Origin of the sequence: Clostridium sp. AM49-4BH, from assembly GCF_003478335.1 — a bacterium.
In the GTDB taxonomy this organism is placed as follows: domain Bacteria; phylum Bacillota; class Clostridia; order Lachnospirales; family Lachnospiraceae; genus Butyribacter.
The window spans coordinates 1-20,280 of sequence record NZ_QUFB01000030.1 but is presented as its reverse complement, the minus strand read 5'-3'; the positions used below and the strand labels follow the sequence as shown (position 1 = coordinate 20,280).

General features: G+C 41.7%; 19 protein-coding genes and 2 pseudogenes. 18 read left to right on the top strand and 3 right to left on the bottom strand.

Annotation, left to right across the window (positions count from 1 at the left end; all coding sequences use genetic code 11):
* Positions 1–3: 3 nt before the first annotated feature.
* From DW981_RS09445 to DW981_RS09375, 14 genes are all read left to right on the top strand, one after another.
* On the top strand, positions 4–813 hold the full coding sequence (locus DW981_RS09445; RefSeq protein ID WP_022025976.1) for a hypothetical protein: 810 nt from the start codon (positions 4–6) through the stop codon (positions 811–813).
* Positions 814–899: 86 nt separating this feature from the next.
* Positions 900–1,622 carry a hypothetical protein gene (locus tag DW981_RS09440; protein ID WP_022025977.1) on the top strand — a complete coding sequence of 241 codons (723 nt, stop codon included), beginning with the start codon at positions 900–902 and terminating at the stop codon, positions 1,620–1,622.
* A gap of 45 nt (positions 1,623–1,667) precedes the next feature.
* Positions 1,668–2,291: an ATP-binding cassette domain-containing protein gene (locus tag DW981_RS09435; protein ID WP_118507532.1), complete on the top strand. Its 624-nt coding sequence runs from the start codon at positions 1,668–1,670 to the stop codon at positions 2,289–2,291.
* Between the two features lie 63 nt (positions 2,292–2,354).
* On the top strand, positions 2,355–2,882 hold the full coding sequence (locus DW981_RS09430) for a hypothetical protein (protein ID WP_118507531.1): 528 nt from the start codon (positions 2,355–2,357) through the stop codon (positions 2,880–2,882).
* A gap of 109 nt (positions 2,883–2,991) precedes the next feature.
* Positions 2,992–3,342 (top strand): PadR family transcriptional regulator, encoded by a 351-nt coding sequence (locus DW981_RS09425; protein ID WP_022025980.1) that lies wholly within the window; start codon positions 2,992–2,994, stop codon positions 3,340–3,342.
* A 370-nt stretch (positions 3,343–3,712) separates the two neighbouring features.
* Positions 3,713–4,504, top strand: coding sequence for an Rpn family recombination-promoting nuclease/putative transposase (locus DW981_RS09420; RefSeq protein WP_118507543.1), 792 nt, complete (start codon positions 3,713–3,715; stop codon positions 4,502–4,504).
* Positions 4,497–5,342: a Wadjet anti-phage system protein JetD domain-containing protein gene (locus tag DW981_RS09415; protein ID WP_182434216.1), complete on the top strand. Its 846-nt coding sequence runs from the start codon at positions 4,497–4,499 to the stop codon at positions 5,340–5,342. Before DW981_RS09420 ends, DW981_RS09415 begins: the two co-directional genes overlap by 8 nt.
* 83 nt (positions 5,343–5,425) lie before the next feature.
* The gene (locus DW981_RS09410) at positions 5,426–6,517 is read left to right on the top strand and encodes a hypothetical protein (RefSeq protein WP_243034708.1); all 1,092 of its coding nucleotides are present in this window, start codon (positions 5,426–5,428) and stop codon (positions 6,515–6,517) included.
* Positions 6,518–6,895: 378 nt separating this feature from the next.
* Positions 6,896–7,114, top strand: coding sequence for a helix-turn-helix domain-containing protein (locus DW981_RS15120; RefSeq protein ID WP_182434215.1), 219 nt, complete (start codon positions 6,896–6,898; stop codon positions 7,112–7,114).
* A gap of 103 nt (positions 7,115–7,217) precedes the next feature.
* Positions 7,218–8,087 carry an AraC family transcriptional regulator gene (locus DW981_RS09400; RefSeq protein WP_118507528.1) on the top strand — a complete coding sequence of 290 codons (870 nt, stop codon included), beginning with the start codon at positions 7,218–7,220 and terminating at the stop codon, positions 8,085–8,087.
* 112 nt (positions 8,088–8,199) lie between these two features.
* Positions 8,200–10,725, top strand: coding sequence for a family 43 glycosylhydrolase (locus DW981_RS09395; RefSeq protein WP_243034707.1), 2,526 nt, complete (start codon positions 8,200–8,202; stop codon positions 10,723–10,725).
* 768 nt (positions 10,726–11,493) lie between these two features.
* Entirely contained in the window at positions 11,494–13,407 is a 1,914-nt protein-coding gene (locus DW981_RS09385; protein WP_118507527.1) for a CotH kinase family protein, read from the top strand.
* Positions 13,408–13,417: 10 nt separating this feature from the next.
* Positions 13,418–14,239, top strand: coding sequence for a polyphosphate polymerase domain-containing protein (locus DW981_RS09380; RefSeq protein ID WP_118507526.1), 822 nt, complete (start codon positions 13,418–13,420; stop codon positions 14,237–14,239).
* Complete coding sequence (locus DW981_RS09375; protein ID WP_022024248.1) at positions 14,220–14,888, top strand: DUF4956 domain-containing protein; 669 nt, start codon at positions 14,220–14,222, stop codon at positions 14,886–14,888. The genes DW981_RS09380 and DW981_RS09375 overlap by 20 nt, the downstream gene beginning before the upstream one ends.
* 78 nt (positions 14,889–14,966) lie before the next feature.
* On the opposite strand, the gene DW981_RS09370 is transcribed toward DW981_RS09375, so the two are convergent.
* Both DW981_RS09370 and DW981_RS09365 read right to left on the bottom strand, forming a co-directional pair.
* Positions 14,967–16,124: a HAMP domain-containing sensor histidine kinase gene (locus tag DW981_RS09370; protein WP_118507525.1), complete on the bottom strand. Its 1,158-nt coding sequence runs from the start codon at positions 16,122–16,124 to the stop codon at positions 14,967–14,969.
* Positions 16,121–16,800, bottom strand: a pseudogene (locus tag DW981_RS09365) (response regulator transcription factor). Before DW981_RS09365 ends, DW981_RS09370 begins: the two are co-directional and overlap by 4 nt.
* Positions 16,801–16,893: 93 nt before the next feature.
* Between DW981_RS09365 and DW981_RS09360 the strand changes: the two are divergent.
* Genes DW981_RS09360 through DW981_RS16190 form a run of 3 tightly spaced genes read left to right on the top strand, consistent with a single transcriptional unit; the run spans position 16,894 to position 18,539 of the window.
* Entirely contained in the window at positions 16,894–17,037 is a 144-nt protein-coding gene (locus tag DW981_RS09360) for a CD1871A family CXXC motif-containing protein (protein ID WP_009263530.1), read from the top strand.
* Positions 17,030–17,917, top strand: a complete 888-nt coding sequence (locus DW981_RS09355; RefSeq protein ID WP_118507524.1) for a 4Fe-4S binding protein — start codon at positions 17,030–17,032, stop codon at positions 17,915–17,917. The genes DW981_RS09360 and DW981_RS09355 overlap by 8 nt, the downstream gene beginning before the upstream one ends.
* Before the next feature lie 40 nt (positions 17,918–17,957).
* Complete coding sequence (locus DW981_RS16190; RefSeq protein WP_347474554.1) at positions 17,958–18,539, top strand: hypothetical protein; 582 nt, start codon at positions 17,958–17,960, stop codon at positions 18,537–18,539.
* 376 nt (positions 18,540–18,915) lie between these two features.
* On the opposite strand, the pseudogene DW981_RS15375 reads toward DW981_RS16190, so the two are convergent.
* Positions 18,916–19,017 (bottom strand): annotated as a pseudogene (locus DW981_RS15375) (toxin-antitoxin system protein); the annotation flags it as partial.
* Between the two features lie 330 nt (positions 19,018–19,347).
* Between DW981_RS15375 and DW981_RS09345 the strand changes: the two are divergent.
* Positions 19,348–20,280 (top strand): hypothetical protein (locus tag DW981_RS09345; RefSeq protein ID WP_147352631.1); only part of this gene is annotated, 933 nt, incomplete at its 3' end.

The following is a 20,280-nucleotide window of genomic DNA, read 5'->3' as shown; positions in this document are numbered from 1 at the left end:
AAGATGTTTCTGTATTTTTGGAAAAGATTACTACATAAAAAGAATTTTTATCTGGCATTATTGGCTGGAGCAATGCTATCTATGTTATACATTGCAAAGGATGTGTATCCATATAGAGCGTTAAAATATGGACATTCCGTATATACAATATGGATGGGAGGTTTTAACGGGTCGATATATGCTTCGCTTTTTTATCTATTAGTGCCATTGCTTGCAGCAATACCAATGGCGGACACGTGGCTTTCTGACAGACAAAGTGGTTATTATCAATTTGTGCAGACTAGAAATAAGACAAAGCAGTATTTTCGTGGATTATACGTGTGCAATTTTACGGCGGGCGGTTTGGTTACTATTTTTCCGTTGGCGATAAACCTCTATGCGTGTTTTTTGCTCGTCCCGGATGAAAAGCCGGATTTGATATTATGGGATACACATACCGTGAGCTTATATGGAAAAGAGACGTTATTTCCGAGCGTTTTTTATGATTATCCGTTATTGCATATCTGTTTGTTTTTATTCTTTGCCTTTTGTATAGGGGGACTTTTGGCAGGTGTTGCGTTAGCACTTAGCGGCTTGCTTAAAAATATATTTATGGTTTGGGTGTCCGTGTTTGTGTTGAACTATTTATATGAATCTTTGGTTGGCATTGTCTGCAAAAATGGTGCGGCAACCTATTATCCGCTCACCTATGCACATCAAGTCGCTCCCTTGGGGGAGATGGAATTATCGGTTATGGTAACGTTAATGATCCTGTTATTGGGAATCACAATAATTGGGATGTGCTGGGGAGCAAAGAGGCATGAGTTGGATTAAACGGATCGGGGAATGACTGAATGAAAACATGATGTTTCGATTAGTAACAGGTCGTGAGTTCAGTGAAAGGCAGAGGAGAGTAACGCGTGAAAAACATGATGGTTGGGTTGATAAAAAGAGATAGTTGGCTGTTGCTGCATCAGTGGAGGAGACTCGTTGTATATTTTGGGAGTATTTTGCTGATAGACATTATGTTAGTGATGTATGAGCGTAGCGCAGTTATAGAACAGGAAATTTTGGGGGTTTCTGTGCAAAGATTTCTTTCAGAACCGGATAAATTTCCAATTCAGTGGGTATGGAACCAAGTGGGGATATTAATCATTGTCATTGACTTTATTCGAAAAGATCTTTCACGGAATACAAGCTGTTTTATGCCGCACATTCCAAAAAGAAAATGGTATTGGTATAGCAAGATATTATGCGGAGGTGTTTTGGCGTGTGGGATAGTCGTCTTTCAAATACTGGAAAAACAATTCATCTTATCTGCTTATAGCAGTGCGGATTATTGTATTAACATAAATAGCACAATGCTATTGGAGTCTGAGATATTATTGCTGCTTGGAATGTGTACCATATATTGGCTGTATGCGATTGTATCCTTGTTTGGAAATGAAATAATAGGATTTATAGTGTGCACTGCTTATGTTGTTTTGGGTTTGCCGGTGAAGTTCCCTGTATTTTATTGTGCCGGTTTTATGTATCGTCGGGGAACGATTGGTATGGCAATTGCAATGGCAGGGATTGTGTTGGCGTTTACACTAATTGCCGGTACAAAGAAAATAAATCGCATGGATATTTTTAGTGAGTAAAACAATAGAAAAAAGGCTTAACAACGAGCGGAAATGAGGTAGACGATGGACTATATCAGATTAAAAGATGTATATAAAACAATGAAAGGAACGCAGGTATTAAAAGGCGTAAATCTTACGGTAGAGCAGGGGGATATCGTAGGTATAAGGGGAATTAATGGTTCCGGAAAAACAATGGTTTTACGAGCAATAGCGGGGCTTATTCGTGTGGATGGCAGTGTGGAGATTGGTGGCAAGAAAATGGAACCGGGAGAGTGCCCCAAAGATATAGGAGTCCTTGTCGAAATGCCGGGATTTTTGCCGGAATTTACAGGAAAGAAAAACCTGCAGTTATTGGGAATGCTGCAAGAGGGAGTAACAGAAGAAGATATTGAGGAAGCGATGAATGCGGTTGGGTTAGATCCGAAAGATCGAAGACATTATAAAAAGTATTCGCTGGGAATGAAAGAACGGCTCGGTATTGCACAGGCAATTTTGAAAAAGCCGAAGTTGATTTTATTGGACGAACCAACGAATGGAATCGACAGTGATGGTATACAAATATTGGAAGAATTGTTGTGGCGTCTAAAAGAAGCGGGAAGCACCATTGTCGTAACAAGCCATGATCGCGACTTCTTGGATGCGGTGACTTCGCAGTGTTACGAAATGAAAGAGGGAAGCTTAAGGTGAGAATGTGTATAACGAGTGGAGAATGTTTCATAAAATTATGGAATGAAAGAAAGGGAACCTAGGATGAATGTATTAATTTCTGAAAAAAGCAAACAACGATTTAAATTTGGGGCAATAGTTATGATATTTCTTGCCCTAATCGTCCTTTTTGTCGTGCGGTATCAGATAGTAAATGGAAAAGTCTTACATCATGTGAAACATGAGGTGATACCATATGGTGAGAATTATGAGATGGCAGACATTACCTACAACATACAGAAATCACCAGTTTGGAGAAAAATATATGATGAAGATTATCGGATGAAAATATACAAATACGAGACGAAGGTTACAATTGTGAATCACAGTGACAAGACAGTATCCATCTATGATATCGTACCCAATTACTGCCTGCTGTCTGGAGGGAGTATTTGGTACGGTAATGTCCAAACAACGGAAAAAGATTCTATAGATAGTGGGGATAAAGTAACCTTGAATTTGTTTTTTGATGTCATACCGGAGGAGGGTATGCAGGCATCTATTTACGAAACGGCAGCGCTGTATTATGTTATGAGGGAGAAAGGCAGGACATATAAAATAGAATATCGGTGAGTTAAATTGCAAAAACAATATATAAATATTATACAAATTGGAATATTGACGATAAATATAATTCATTGTAGCTTTTAATGGAATTATGATAATAAGGAGAAGGATTTGTATGGCATATAGAAATAACCTGCTTACAGGCATAACAGAATTATTGGTACTATCTATATTAAATAAAATGGATAGTTATATTTATGAGATCGTAAAATTAATCGCTAACGATTCTGATAATAGGCTGACGCTATCTAGTAATACGGTTTATGCATCCGCATACAAATTAGAACAAGCGCAAATGATCAGTGAATATTCTAAACTTGTCGGGAAAAAAAGAACACGTATATATTATCATATTGAACCCAAAGGGCGGGAACACCTTAAAGAATTACAAACAAGTTATACGAACATGACAATGGGTGTTCAACGAATATTTGATAAATTAGGGGGGAGTGAAGCAAATGAATAAGATAAGCAGAAAATACATATCAGAAATCAAAACGTTTTTCCGATAATGGGAAATGCGAACTAAAATATATTTTTAAATTCTCAATTGCTGTTGAGGAATATTGCGATGAGGAAAATATTATCAAAACACTAGATAAAATGGGAATAGTGGCATGTTAGCTGATATTTCCATTGTTTATTTTTCACTAAAATTCAATAGTCGAATATACAAAGTGCACCAGACCAGCAAGATTTTTAACTTGAAAAATTGTTTAGGTTGATGAATTTACCCACCAAAATTTGATGCTTTTGTCTATAGCTATTCTAAAAGCTGTGTTATATAATGCAACATACGAAAGGAAAAAATGTATATGGGCAAGGGAGGAATGGCTATGGTGAAAACATACGAAGAATTGGAACTCAAAGACGACTTTATGTTTAGTGTGATCATGCGTGATCCCAGATATGTAAAACCGTTTTTGGAAACAATCCTTAGGATTAAGATTGCAAAAATCGAATATCCAGAGGTGCAGAAAAACATTGACATAGCAGCGGGTGCCAAAGGTATCCGTCTTGATGTATATGTCGAGGATGAAAAACATACGGTCTTTAACCTGGAAATGCAGACAACCACTGCGAGAAACCTGCCCAAACGGATGCGATATTATCAAGGAATGATAGACCTGAATATTTTGGAAAAAGGTGATGATTATAATCACTTGAAGAAAAGCTATGTCATCTTTATTTGTACTTTTGATCCGTTTGGTTTGGGGCGGCATATTTATACTTTTGAGAACCGTTGTAGCGAAGATACCACATTGACATTAAACGACGGCACCGTTAAGATAATCTTAAATACAAAAGGGACTTTGGATGATGTGAGTCCTGAAATGAAACGATTGTTGGATTATGTTGATGGAAAAGGCGTATCGGATACCTTCACAAGAGATTTGGAAGAGGCGGTACAGTCCGCCCGTCAAAATGAAAAATGGAGGTTAGATTATATGACATTACAGCAGGAATATAGAGAACGCTTCCGGGAAGGAAAGATTGAAGGAAAAATTGAGGGCAAAGTTGAGATTTTATATGAGGAACTTCATATGACTGTAGCAGAGATTGCAGAGAAATTAGTCATTTCAGAAGAAGAGGTGCAAAAGATTGTAGATGCTTTGGAAAATGCCTAAGTGTATTTACAACAATGATCTGTTCCGGGTTCTTAGCTTTGTGGAACACAATCAAAAGCTAATGTATATCTGCGAAGTATCCATGCTGGTATATGGTGACTCCAAGTATTTTGAAAATAACACATTGGAGTCATTGTGTGCTCTTTTACAGAAATATAATACTGTACCAATTTTCGGACAGACATTCTCAGATGGAGAATATATATTCTCAGATGAGATTTTGAAAAAATATTATGTGTATAAGGAACCCCAGAAAATATCTATTCGTGGCAAGGCACTGATACGAATGTGTGGGAAAGATATCGACATCAGTGGATTTGATGAGGGAATCGAATTTACAGTTTCTGAATTATCTAAGATAGAATGCGTGCAGCTTCTTGTTCCGATATTTATGACGATTGAGAATAGAACATCGTATCTCCGGTATAAGAAAGAGAATACAGTGACATTCTATCTGGGAGGATATGCGAATCGCGATCAAAGAGATTTCATCAAGAAGATATACGAAGACAATCCAGGTGTTACATACTTGCATTTTGGGGATATTGATGCAGGGGGCTTTTGGATACATCATCATTTGTGTCAGGTGACCGGTGTGCCATTTGGAATGTTCCATATGTCCTTTCAGGAACTGAAGAATTCGGAGTATCGTAAATGTCTACATCCGCTTACAGAAGGAGATATCACAAGGATGCAGGAGCTGGCAGTTATGCCGGAATACCGGGATGTAATAAAATACATGCTGGAACATAGAGTGAAGCTGGAGCAGGAAATTATAAGCTTGAAATTAATGGAACGGGTATTTGGGAATCGCTCAAAATTTTATGAAAATCACTGAAAACATAAGTTATCATGTTGCTGCAGGAAAGATTAGCAAAGAACTTCTTCACAAAATTATGACAGCGATTATGGATGGAACTTATGAAAAAGATAAATCGTGGTGAGATATCTAAGATTTTCGGAGAGTTGTTCTTTGCTGTTGATCCAGGATACAGAGGTGTGGCAGGAGAGGTTCCCACCCAGTATGCAAACCTTCGTGCAGATGAGCGCCTTGAGATGCTCGCTAACTTGAACAACGAAGAGAAAGAGGCTGAGGCAATTGCCAGAATGTCAGCTTTGAATGTGGAAATTGCAGCAACAGAAGGTCTGGATGAAAACTATCAGATTGGTGCATCCTATTTCTTGAAGCTGAAGAATATTGACTTTGACCGGTTATGGTCAGATTACCTACATCCGTTGTTACAGGAATACATAAATGGTATGGAATTAATCCGTCATACGGTGGAGTCTATCAAACATAAGCCATACGGACATAAACTGCTTGCACAGGCTAAGGATGAGGTCAAGGCTGTTGTAGCGGCCACTCCTAACTACGATATGTGTAACCGACAGAAGATTATCGATGCAAATAAGACCAATACCATTAGACACGCATATTACCGAGAATATCGTGAACTGCAGAATTTGTGTCTGCTTATTTTACAGCATCAGAAACATCAGATTGGAATGGGAAGCAAGAAGGTATATGGATTGCTCTTTGATGGCGCATGGCTCTGGGAAGAGTATATGAATTCGATTGTGGACGAGATTTTCTATCATCCGATGAACAAAGCTACAAAAGGTTCTCAGCGTTTGTTTGACCATAATCGCGGACTTATCTACCCAGACTTCATCAGCAGAGACTCAGAGGCACGAGTGATTGCAGATGCGAAGTACAAACCGATTGATAATATTGGAAACAAGGACTATCTGCAAGTATTGGCATATATGTTCCGATTTGATGCCAAGAAGGGATTTTATTTTTATCCTGAAATGGGAGAGGAAGAAGATGCTGTTATGTGGCTCAACCGTGGTTCGACTTATGAGAAGAATGTAGAGGCACGAGAGGATATTTGCCTCATCAAGCACGGATTTCAGATTCCGACCGGGATAGATGTATATAGTGCTTTCACAGAGCAGATGCGATGTAATGAAATTAAATTCCTGGATGGAATTTTAATATCCATGAAATAGGGAAAATATAGACTTAACATCACGAATTCTTACCAATGGAGGAAATGAATCGTCATCCGCATTGCTCTTGGTTATACCGTTGGTTCTAAGAGCAATGATAAAACACAAAAATGACCGCCCCTGTCTGATAAACTAAGCGGTCATTTTTGATCTAGATATCAGGCTAACCGTCTATCGGTAGCACCTTCTTTATTAGTATACTAACATCTAACCGCTCATATGTCAAACATATATTCTGTTTTAGCGGTTCTGCAAATCCCAGTTTGTATAATTAAGAAGTATGGTGTTAGAATATAAATGGTACAAGTCAAAGTGAGAGCTTTTCATTCCGTCGATTAGTGATACAATAAAAGTATCGTACTGAAGGAGGAATTTATCATGGCAAAACATTTTGACAAACAGTTTAAACTGGATGCCGTCCAGTACTATCATGATCACCGTGAACTGGGATTGGTCGGCTGTGCATCAAATCTAGGCATCAGCCAGCAGTCTCTGTCCAGATGGCAGAAGGAGCTTCATAGTCATTGCGATTACATGTCACCCGATGATTTTGAAAGGTTGTATCAACAGGAAACTTCGGAATTGCTGGCAGGTTAGAATGAGAAAAACTCATTTTAACTTGTACTAAATCTTGACATAGGACCAATAGAAGAAATTTTTATATTTGAGTAAGACGTATACTCTCAGCGGAGGACACACCATGTTATATCAAAGAGAATTTCAAAATAATGAGGAACCTGCCAAGCATCATATCAGTTGTTTTGGCTACGAGACGGAGGCGGACCGTCAATATCCCACCCATTGTCACGCGTATTGTGAGATGTCTTACCTGGTCTCTGGGGAGCGCTATCAGATTATCAATGGGCAGAGATACAAGGTGGAGCCTGGTAGCTTCTTTTTGTTTTCTCCACTTTGTATGCACGGTTATCACAACATTACGGAGTGCCAGGATCTGGTGATTCAGTTTTCCAGCGATTTTCTGTATCAGGTTAGTTCCAGTCTTCAGAAGGATCAGGTGTTGGAGATCAGCCCGGATGCAGAACCTTTTCTGATGTTGGATGGAGAACACCGGAAATCTCTGGACGACTTGTACCAAAAACGATTTTACAATCGAATTTGTAATAAGAAGGGCAATCTGGCGGAGGAGTGGCAGATGGACGCTGTTATATTGCAGTTTTTGGCAAAGTTGTTGGAGAACGGCAGTATCCAGCTGCATCAGGGCTACGGAGGCAAAGAGGAGATTCAGCAGATTAGTGATGTGATCCATTATCTCATGGCGAATCCTGCGGAAAGATTGGACATGCACGAGGCATCCCGGAGATGCGGTCTGAGCTACTATGCGTTCAGTCGTTTTTTTCACGAGATGACTGGTATGGGATATGCGGAGTATGGCAATCTGATTCGCATACGACACACGGAGGAGCTGTTGATCTACAGCGATATGTCAGTGGAGGAGATTTCGCGGGCTGTGGGGATGAGTTCTGCAAATTATTACACTCGTTTATTTAAAAAAGTAAATGGCATGTCACCCACAAAATATCGAAGTGTTTACGGGAAAAGACAATATTAATCCACAAGGAAGTTGCTGGAAATTAGCACAAAGTTGCGGTGCTATTGACATCCTTTTTTTCGCCATGTTACTATGAAATCAACATATCGATTTCATGTGAAGGAGGATGCCTATGAGACGTGTATTACCTATTGTATTAAGCCTTAGTCTGGTAGTGTCTGGACTGGGCTTTGTGCCAACAGCAAAGATGGTTCCCGATGCCTCGGCAGCGGTTGCCGGTAAGCTGTCGGATGCTTCTCAGGGAGAGATTCTGGAGAGTCTTGATGAGGGGAATATTATTGATGAGGTTAGCGGAAATGCTTGGAAATCGGAAGCCAATGCCAATCCGATCTCGCCATCTATCTTTTGTGCGGATCCAACTAGTGTAGAGTACAACGGAAGACTTTACGTGTATGGAACCAACGATCATCAGCAGTACCAGGAGGATACGGAAAATGATTACGATCAGATTCGTTCACTGGTGGTATTTTCTACCGATGATATGGTCAACTGGATTTATCATGGAAGAATCGAAGTGGGGGAGATTGCACCATGGATTGCCAATTCCTGGGCGCCATCCATCACTTCCCGTGTTGAGGAGGATGGTCTGACTCATTTTTATCTGTATTTTGCAAATAGTGGACAGGGTGTAGGTGTTATCACATCCACAGATCCAGTGGAGGGTTGGAGTGATCCTTTGGGAAAGCCGCTTGTATATCAAAATATGCCGGGACTGAAGAATTGTCCTGCACCGTTTGACCCAGGCGTTGTCATCGATGACAATGGCGTAGGCTGGCTGGCTTTTGGTGGCGGTACTACCAACGAAAGTCCTATTCATAGCAAGGTGCCAAAGGTGGTAAGACTGGGCAAGGATATGTTGTCCTTTGACAGTGAGTTTGTGTCTATCGACGCACCATATTTCTGCGAGGCCAGTGAGCTGAATTATATCGACGGAACATTTTACTATACCTACTGTAATGACTGGCAGGATAGAGGCAAGGAGTGGGACTATGATGGTATTGCAAAGCCGCCTAAATGTTCTATGGCATATATGACCACCAAGACTCCTTTGGATGCAGACAGTTGGAAGTATCAGGGGGCATATTTCTATAATTCTGGCGAGAACAGCACCGGTAATTCCGGTATGACATGGGGCAATAATCATACTCATTTTGCCAAGTATCAGGGTGTAAATTACATCATCCATCACACAATGATGCTGGAAGATGATGCACATATCAGCGGTGGTTTCCGAAGTCTGATGGTGGATTATCTGCCAATGGATCCTGCAAACTTAAGTATTCCAATTACTGCGGCAAGCCGAAAGGGTGTGAAGCAGATCAAGGCGGTAGATGCTTATACAGAGCAGAGAGGTAGCCTGATGTTGACTTCGGCAGATGTATTTTACGACAAGGTTGTGAACCCAGCTGCCAAGAGTATGGCTCCTGGTGCTTGGACCATGGTTAAATGTGCAGACTTTGCCTACGGCGCAGATCAGTTTGTGGCAAACGTGAAGGGTAAGGGCCGCATGGAGGTTCGCTTGGATAACGTGCAAAGTGAGCCAGTGGCATACATTGAGTTTGATAATAGTGATTTTGCCAAGGTTGCCAGCAAGGCAGTGAAGAAGTTTGATGGAAGAAATCATAATGTATTCTTCGTGTTTAGCGGAGCAGATATCGAGTTCGACAGCTGGTATTTTACCAAGTCCGAGAAGGTGGCAAGACCTGCCGAGGATATGAGCGTGACTGATGTTACCGCCACAGATGTGACCATTCAGGGGCAGACAGCGAACGGTGCCATGAATTCCACACTGGAAGTGGTGAGATCAGGTGACTATGTGATGAAGACTGCACCTATTGCTGAGAAAGATGAAGTCTTAAATCTTGGTTTTGTCAATTACGATAAAAATGCAACATATGATATCTATGTGAAGAGTCTCACATTACACACAGCAGACGGAGATGTGGAGATTCCTGTTGGTCAGAAGTTAAATCCTAAGAGCCAAGGTGGAAATGGTCTGGCCAATGGATGGGGCGGAGCTGCCATCGGAAGCTGCGTATATGGTACCGAAGAGTGTGGTCTGTTTGCGGAGACCACTTCCGTGAATTGGATTAACTATCGATTTGCGTTAAAGATTAATGGAGAGGAAGTTCCATATACTTCCATCGACTACAATGTCACCATCAATGTAGCTCAGTCGGAAAAGCCAACTCCGAGTCCTACTGAAGTGCCAACTCCGAGTCCTACTAAAGTGCCAACTCCGAGTCCTACTAAAGTGCCAACTGCTCCAGCTCAGCCAGCCTTTGACCGAAAAAAACCAGCGATCACCAAACTCAAGGAGGCCTTTAAGCTGAAAAAACCAGCGATCACCAAACTCACCAAGCGCAAGAAGTCCTTTAAGATCAGATGGGCAAAGGTGAAGAATGCATCCGGCTATAAGCTGCAGTATTCCACATCATCAAAGTTTACTAAGAAGACCACAAAGACAGTTAAAGTCAAAGGTAACACCAAATTTGCCAAGACGGTTAAGAAGCTGAAGGCCAAGAAGAAGTACTATGTACGTGTTCGCGCATACAAGCGTGTTCGCGCATACAAGGATGGTAAGGCTGTCACAGTGTACACTAAGTGGTCTAAGGCCAAGGCAGTAAAAACCAAGTGATGATGAAAGCATGTTATCATTAGCCCTGGAAATAAGCCTGTCTTTGACAGTTGAAAGAAGGCAAAAACCTCGCAGACGGCGTAATTACGCCGATTGCGAGGTTTCTTTTGTTGGAAAGTATGTGGTAATATTTACTTCTTTTTGGTCTGATTTAAAATTTTTCTCATGTTTTTTTGAGATGTTATCTGATAGTCTGTTCTGAAACCAAAAGCATCATGAAGAGCATCAGTGATATCAGTTCGTGTGTAGGTTGGAATATATCCTTCGCCAGGTGCAATCAGCATATCCATAGAGAGGATAGTATCAATCAACTCTTCGCAGGTGTACTTCTCATTAAGTTTTTGTTCCAGAATTCTGTAAATAACAAGAGCAGTAAAACAGGTAGTGAAGGATAATACCGACAGGATCGAAGCGGAACGTACATTTAGATTAAACAAACGTTGTTACGGCATGAGCTGTATTACCACCAAGCTGGAGAAAACCCAGCTCACATCCATCGCATTATCCGTATTTGTCACGAATCTGTTTAAGATGCAGAGACGAATACTTTTTTCTTTTTTACATCTGTACCGGATTTTGGCCAGATATAGGGTCGTAAATCTGTGTCTTTCTGTTTGATCATCAGACACTGGTTATCGACACCAAAAAAGAGAGACTTTCGACAAGTCTCTCTTTTTTGGTGTACTTTTATGCATTTCTTTTAGGTTTATTTTGCCACGGTTTTTCGCTATAGTAGCATTATAAAAAAAGGGAAAGGATCGACTACGTATGAGACCAATGAAAGTACGGGGAAAGGGGAGAATTGCCTGTGTATTCTGGGCACTGGGAACAGCGCTGGTTCTAGGAGGCTGCCAGAGAGGTGCGGATGCCAAGCCGCTCAAACTGACATTTTCACAGGAGAGCGGATGCTATGAGAATCCGTTTGAGCTGGAACTTTCGACGGAGAAAGGGGACATCTATTATACGCTGGATGGCTCCGATCCGCGTGATAGTGATACCAGGATCGCCTATAAGGATGCAATATCCGTGACGGATCGGAGTGGAGATGCAAATGTGCTCTCGGCGATCGATCCGGCACAGTATGATGCCGTCAATGTGGAATGGGACAGTGAGAAACAGGATTTTGTGAGCACCATCGGAAATCCGAAGGATGACGAGGTGGACAAGATGACGGTGGTACGCGCGGTGGCGCAGTTCTCCGGGCGGAGCTCCGATGTGGTGACCCAGAGTTATTTTGTCGGGGACATGACGGAGCATGTGCAAGGAATTGAGCAGAGCTGCGATGCGTCCGGCCAGGACCTGGCGATTATGTCTATCACAGTCAATTCCTCAGATATGTTTGACTCCAAAACCGGAATTTATGTTAAGGGTGACATTTATCAGAAGGCATTGGAGGATTTGATCCGGGACGCGGAGGATTCGTGTCCGGACGTGGAGACGGGACGCAGGCTGGACGGCAATTACACACAGCGAGGAAAGGACTGGGAGCGGGCCGCCCATGTGGATTATTTTGAGAGTGATGGCAAGACGACGGTCTGCCGGTTGCAGCAGGATTGTGGTATCCGGATTCAGGGCAATTATTCGCGCTCAGATCTGCAGAAGGGTCTGCGGCTGTGTGGCGGAAAGAAGTATGGCAAGAAGAATTTCTCCTATCCGTTTTTTGGCGATAAGGATGTGGATGACCGGGGAGAGGTGATTTCCAGTTTCCGCAAGCTGATCCTACGCAATGGCGGAAATTGCGCGTTTACGACCAAATTCAATGATACCTACTGGCAGAAGCAGCTGGCGGATCTGAAGGTGGAGACCCAGGCATCCAGGCCATGCGTGGTCTATCTGAATGGGGAATATTGGGGACTGTATATTCTGCAGGAAGATTATCAGGCCAAGTATTTTGAGAAGACACATGGAGTGGCCAAGGAAAATGTCGTGACATATAAGGGGGATGCAGAGGCACTTTCCCTGGGATACAAGCTGGATGAAGGAAAACTGCCGGATGGGGAGGATAATGAGTCCTACTATCTGCAGGATGTGTTGGATTTCTTCGCCAGCCATGACAATCTCCGCAATGAGCAGGATTACGAAGCATTTGCCAAACTGGTCGATCCGGAGTCTGTCAGGGACTATTTTGCGGCCAATGTCTGGCTGAACAATAAATGGGACTGGCCGGGAAAGAACTGGACGATTTGGAAGACCACGAAGGTGGATCCGGACAATCCGTATGCTGACGGGCGATGGAGACTTTGTTTCTATGATCTGGATTTCGGAGGGGTCAGCGGTGTGGAGGACATTGGAACCAATACCATGGCTGAGGACAACTATAAGAAATATGGGCTTCTCGACAAGAAGACGGCCAATCCGCTGGTCAAAATGTTTGTCTATCTGATGAGCAATGATTCGTTTCGGCGGGATTTTGAAGATAAGTTGCTGTCGCTCAGTGAAAATGAACTGGAAAAAGAACATGCACTGGCAGAGTGCAAGAAGATCAGGGAGATCTATGAGCCGTTGTACCCGCAGTTCTTTACCAGATATTTTGGGACGGAGCAGGCAGAATATAAGACGGAAGATGCCATTGGGGGAGGTTATGCAAGCTATCAGTGCCTTGTCGATTTCCTCGGAGGCCGGGCGGATACGATCCCGGGGATCGTCAATTGGATTGAGAAAACGGAAAAAAGATTGGAGTGAGTAGATACGAATGAGTCAGGAAACGTTTGCAAGGGTGGAGAAAAAGTATGTGATCAGCCGGGAGCAGTATGAGTGGATTCGGCAGTTCCTTGCAGAGTATACGGTGGAGGATGAGTATGGACAGAGTACGATCCGCAATGTCTATTATGATACGCCTGGGGAGGAGATGATCCGTCATTCCATCCAGAAGCCGGAGTTTAAGGAGAAAGTGCGCGTCCGGGGATATGGGAAAATCGGACGAAACGATAACGTGTTTGTGGAACTGAAGCGCAAATACCAGGGCATCGTCTATAAGAGAAGGGTGAGCATGCCACTTTCGGAGGCAGAGAAATTTCTGGCGCGGCGCAGGAGTTGGAACTCAGCTGAAGGAAAAGATGTTTGTTGCCAGGGAGAGAAAGGAAGCCAGAGCGAGATGGTGAGGAAGGTTTTCCTGCCGCAGAAGGAACGCCCAAATCAGGAAGAGGGAGACTTTGTGCATCGTCAGATCCTGCGGGAACTGGAATACACCAGAGATCGATATGACTTGCGGCCGAACATGTATATCGCATACGACCGCGTAGCCCTGTACGGAAAAGAGGACAGGTCCCTGCGTCTGACATTCGATCAGAGGATCCGCAACCGCAGGCGGGGACTGACGCTTGACGGGGAGGAACCGGAGAATTTGTACTTTGAACAGGGTGAGGTTGTCATGGAGATCAAATGTGGCAGTGCATATCCGCTGTGGCTTTGCAGGATGCTTGGGGGACAGAAAATCTATCCCACATCCTTTTCCAAATACGGAGCATTTTATAAGAAAGAGAGGAATCAACAATATGATGGCAAGTGTGATTAATGGGGCAGGGAGTGTGTCTGTGCAGGCGGCGCTGTTGTGTACATGTGTGTCCCTGGTACTGGGGTTGGTGATCGCGGCAGTGTACATGCTGCAGGGGGAGTATACGAAGAATTTTGTGGTGACGCTGCTGTTGCTGCCGGCGCTGGTGCAGGCGGTGATCATGCTGGTCAATGGAAATCTGGGAACCGGTGTGGCGATCATGGGTGCATTCAGTCTGGTGCGTTTCCGGTCTGTTCCGGGTACATCCCGTGAGATCAGCGGCGTATTCTATGCGATCGTGGTAGGACTTGCGACCGGTATGGGCTATCTGGCTTATGCGGCGATGATCACTGTGATCGTGGGAGCTGTGATGCTGGTTTCCTACAAGGTGGTCGGACATGCCGGCGTGCAGCAGCATCTCCTGCGGATCGTGATCTCGGAGGATCTTGATTATGAGGGAGTCTTTGAAGATATTCTGCAGAAATACACAAAAACTGCCCGTCTGATTCAGGTAAAAACCATCAACATGGGCAGTATGTATGAACTTCGTTATGAAATTGCACTGGCAAAGGATGCGCTTGTTAAGGAGATGATCGATGACATCCGCACCCGCAATGCCAATCTTACGGTGAGCTGCAGCAGAGTGCTGACCAGCCGAGAGGAATTATAATATGGCATCATATGCCAAAGAACTTTTTTTTTTAGCAAATCTGTTTTAATAGCGTTGACAACTGTGTAAAATGGAACGCTACATTGAATGCTGTGCAAAAGTCACCTCGAAAATCGTTCCCCCAGTCTTGCCTGATTTGATACAAATACTGCCATCATGTACTCTAACGATTTCACGGACAAAAGCAAGACCTAGCCCTACGCCACCCAGCTCCCGGCTTCTGGCTTTATCCACACGGAAGAATGGCTCGAACACTCTCTCCCTAAGCTTCTTTGGTATTCCTCTTCCCGTATCTTCTACAGACAGATAAACATGCTTGTTTCTCTGATATGCGGTTACTGTAACCTGTCCGAGCGGATGATTATATTTGATGGCATTCTCAACCAGATTGTATACAAGCCTGTAAATAAGGATATCACTGCCTGTCATAGTGGCATCCTCACATTTTCCAATCAGCTTTATATTCTTTTCCACGGCAAGAGGCTCAAGGTCTGCCAAAACCTCTTCAACAATAGCATCCAATATAATTTTATCATTCCTTCCCACCGTCTGAAGCTCACTCATGTCAAGAAGAGTCTTTACCATCCTGTTTAATTTATCATTTTGTTCCGTAACCATTTTTATGGTCTGCAAAGTGTCTGCATCATTTCCCGGGTGAGAGGCAGAATTATATAAATCAAGCTGTACCTGCATTAACGCTAATGGAGTACGCAGCTCATGTGCTGCATTTGCAGTAAACTGTCTCTGTATCTCAAATGCTTCCGACAGACGCTCAAGCATCTTATTATAAGAAATACTCAGCTGGTTCAGTTCCTTAACATTGTTTTCCTCTATTCTTGAATCAGACAGATTCTGAGCCTGTACCTCTTCAATTTTATCTGAAAACTCCCTGATTGATCTGAGTGCATGCCCGCTTATAAAATAAGTGACGACACCTCCCAAAAGCGCCAGCAAAACCGTGATTATCAAACTGTTTCTTTTATAGTCGGCCTTATTATTGTACACCTGAACCGAAAATTTATCCGCAAACTCATCCCACTTATCGTCCGGTATGCTGATATATATTTCATCTGATTTGTTTCCTTTTTCATCCCCCTGTGACTCTACCGCATCCTGCAGAGAATCGATGTAATGCACACCATTTTTATAGACAAACATAGTCAGGCAGCCACATATAATAGCAATACACAATGTAGTAATGCACGTAAGTCTCCACTGTAGCGACATTCTTTTCATCTGTCAGACTCCTCCCGTATTTTATAGCCTTCACCTACCTTGTTCTGAATGGGATCATATCCAGCTTCGCCTTAAGCTTTTTTCTAAGTGAAGACATATGTACCCTGATTGCTCCGCTAAAGCTGTCTGCCGTGGCATCCCATACATGCTCTATCAGCTCCTCCTGACTCACCGGTCTGCCTAGATTGATAAGTAAATATTCCAAAATACCATTCTCTTTTCTTGTCAGTGAAACCGGCTCTTCCTTTGCATATGCCTCGCGTTTAATCGTATCAAACTTGATATCTCCGCATTTAAGACATATATCATTCTGTACAAATTTCCTTCTTGTCAGGCTTCTGATACGTGCCTCAAGCTCCTGCAGATGGAATGGTTTTTCCATGTAATCATTTGCTCCTGCATCCAGTCCCTCTACCTTATCAGCAATCTGACCTCTTGCAGATAATATCAAAACCTTAGTTTCATCATTGTATTTTCTAAGCTCCTTAAGAAGCTCCATGCCATCCATCCCCGGCAGATTCAAATCCAAAACTATCAGATCATAATTCTCCGACAGTATACATTCAAGAGCCTCTTTCCCATCATAACAGGTATCCACCTCATAACCGGCAGCATACAGACTCTTTGCAACCATATCACATATTTGTTTCTCATCCTCAACAATTAATAATCTCAAAATGTTCTCCTGTTTCTTAACAATAATTTTACATCCTATATTGTATAATACCAAAGTCAGCTGGTCAATAATACAACAAAAAGGAGCAACATTATGTTGAAATACCAAAAAACATGTCAAATCATTTTGCTTATCCTTGGTGTATCCATGATAAGCTATGGTGCAGTCAGAGGTGAGGCGGCTACAGTGCTTGGTAAAGCAATAAAACTATGTCTGGAGTGTGTCGGAATTGGATAAGGAAAAGAAATTACTATCAAGAAAACTGGCAAAAATACGTGGCTGGATACAGGCCGCAGCAACGCTGCTGACCAATATTCATATTCCAAATTTATTTAAGGGTAAAATATATCAGGGCAATGCAAAAACAGTATGCGTACCCGGATTAAACTGCTACTCCTGCCCTGCCGCGACAGGAGCCTGTCCAATAGGGGCATTTCAGGCAGTTGTCGGATCATCAAAATTTAAGTTTTCATACTACATAACCGGATTTTTTATTTTACTCGGTGTAACTCTCGGCAGATTTATATGTGGTTTTTTGTGCCCATTTGGATGGTTTCAGGATTTACTGCATAAAATCCCCGGAAAGAAATTATCCACAGCCAAACTAAAGCCTCTTAGGTACCTAAAATATGTCATTCTTATTGTTTTCGTTATACTTCTTCCGATGCTTGTAACGAACTCTATAGGAATGGGAGACCCGTTCTTCTGCAAATATATCTGTCCTCAGGGTGTTTTAGAGGGTGCTATACCGTTATCTATTGGAAATGCTGCTATCCGTTCTGCGCTGGGAAAGCTTTTTTCTTTCAAGTGTATGATTTTAATTGCAGTGATTGTACTAAGTATCTTATTTTACAGGCCTTTCTGTAAATGGATTTGTCCGCTTGGAGCAATCTACTCATTATTTAATAAGGTCAGCCTGCTCAAAATCACCGTTGATAGCAGCAAATGTGTTGGATGCGGTCAATGCTCAAAGGCATGTAAGATGGATGTGGATGTGTGTAAGACACCGGATCACCTCGAGTGCATACGCTGCGGTGCCTGCATAAAGGCCTGTCCGAAGGACGCCATCTGCTACCGGTTTATGGGAAAATCATGTCAAAAAAATGACAACAGATAGCTATTAAACATTTTACTATTATTTAAAGGAGACATTACTCATGAAAAACAAATTATTATTTATTTCTATTTTTACACTCTGCATAGCATTATCACTTACAGCATGTGGCGTAAAGCAAGATTCCACAACAGATTCTAAGAACACTCAGACTGGAGCCGGCTCAGAAGCATCCGGCAAATCAAATTCCAGGCGGGATGATTTATATCAGCAGGAAAATCAGATTTTTGCAGATCATGCTGATGTGTGGAACAAGGCATTTGGCATGATGAACAAAAGTGACGCCGATCCAAACGGAAATTATGCTGATTATCTTGCCGGTACCGTAGAATCAAACAAGAATTCATTCACAGACGATGAGCTTAAAACACTTAATGAGGATATTGAAACTATACGAAAAATCGAGAAACAGATAGCAGAGATTGAAAACAAAAATACATCATCAGACGATAACAAGAAGGACAGCTCTAAAGCCTCATCTGTATTCAGTGATTTTTCCGGTGAGGATTTTGATGGCAATAAGGTTGATGACAGCCTGTTTTCCGGTAATGCAGTAACAGTCGTCAATTTCTGGTTTACCGGCTGCAAACCATGTGTCGCTGAATTATCCAGCTTAACGAATTAAATGATGCTATCAAATCAAAGGGCGGAGAAGTTGTTGGCATCAACACTGAGACCTTCGATGGCAATAAAACAGCTATCAAAGAGGCTGCCGCTGTTCTTAAAAGCCAGGGTGTCAAATATCGTAATCTGTCAATTGACTCCTCTAGTGCTGCCGGTAAATATGCCTCAGAAATCATGGCCTTTCCAACAACTATACTTGTTGACAGAAATGGCAATATTGTAGGCAAACCAATGCTCGGCGGAATTGATAACAAGGACAACTATAATGCCCTTATGAAGCAGATTCAGTCTGTAATTGATGCAGACAGCACAAATAAATAGAGGTCTACATATAAAAAGCTCCTGTGCATTGCACAGAGAGCTTTTTTTGAACATTACTATAATGTCAAGGAATCTTCTGCATCTACCCACATCTGTAAATTCCCATCAAGATACAGTCTCGCATATTCTAGTGGTTCATCAAGGGATGCTGTGTCTATGCGAATTTATAATCGGCTTTTACATTGCAATGTTATTATTGAACTTAAGAATGATAGGCGATGATAGAAGTGAATTAAACCTGTTTATGCAGCATAGACCTAATATGAATGCCTTACAAAAATTCATTAGCAAATCATAAAATTCTTGCATATTTTATGCAGAAGTAGTATCTTATATATAACAATTACGGTGGATGTCTTCGGATTACACCTGGAAGAACCTGATGCGTCGGGTTCTTTTTTTTTTGTAAAATTTAGTGTAGCATTCTAAATAGTACGACTTTGAGGTGTTACTACCAAGCAACAAGTCGCTCAGAAATGAGGATTAGTATGAAACAAATATTAAAATGTTTTATGTTTTTTATTATAATAAATATTTTAAGTGGCTGTTCGTTTAAAGGTTTAAGTGAAATGATGTTAGAGGAGGAAAATCAGGATTTACCTTCTTCCATTGGGACAATCTCATCAGATTTTTCATTTGCTGTATTAGGAACAGGGGAGATTGCTTTTCTTACTATAGATTCAAAAGAAGTTGTATTTTTGGATGAAAAACAGAAAAACAGACGCTCTGTTGAATTATCTGAGAATCGTCAATCTTTAGAGATTACTGCAGGAAATGATTACTTTTATGTGTATTGTTCCAACGAAGATGAAACAGCTGGTTTTTTAAATGTTTTTGACAAGAAAGGAGAGTTAATAAAAGAAATATCATTACCGTTCAGTAGAGTTAGTGTCAGCAATGGAATTGTGTATGGATATTATGATGAAACAGCTGATTTTAATGGATGGGATTCTAATATCTCGAATAGTCATATTGAAGCAACCCATTATATTAGTGAGAGAAAATTTTTAGAAAAATTTCCTAACTGTATGGATGATTGGAATGAAATAAGCGGGGACGAAATAGCAAATGTTGGTGAACAACAATTTTATCGCTGTTCATCGGATTATTGTCATAATACAGACTATTATAGTGATCAAAAACCTTTGTCTGTTTTTGGTCAAATAGATTATGTGAGATATTGTGATGGGAAAATAGCTTCCGAGGAGTCGGATAAAGAAATCCGTTCCCGTTTGAATCAAATATATAGTATGATGAAAAAAAAGGAAGAGAATTTTCTGATTTATAGTTTTCAAACCAATGATAAAATATACGGCATTTGTAATGTATATAGTCAATATGGGGAACTATTAACTTTTTGCACGGATGATTTGGATTATAGTTTTTCTTTTTCTTATGATGAAAAAGAAGATAAATTATAT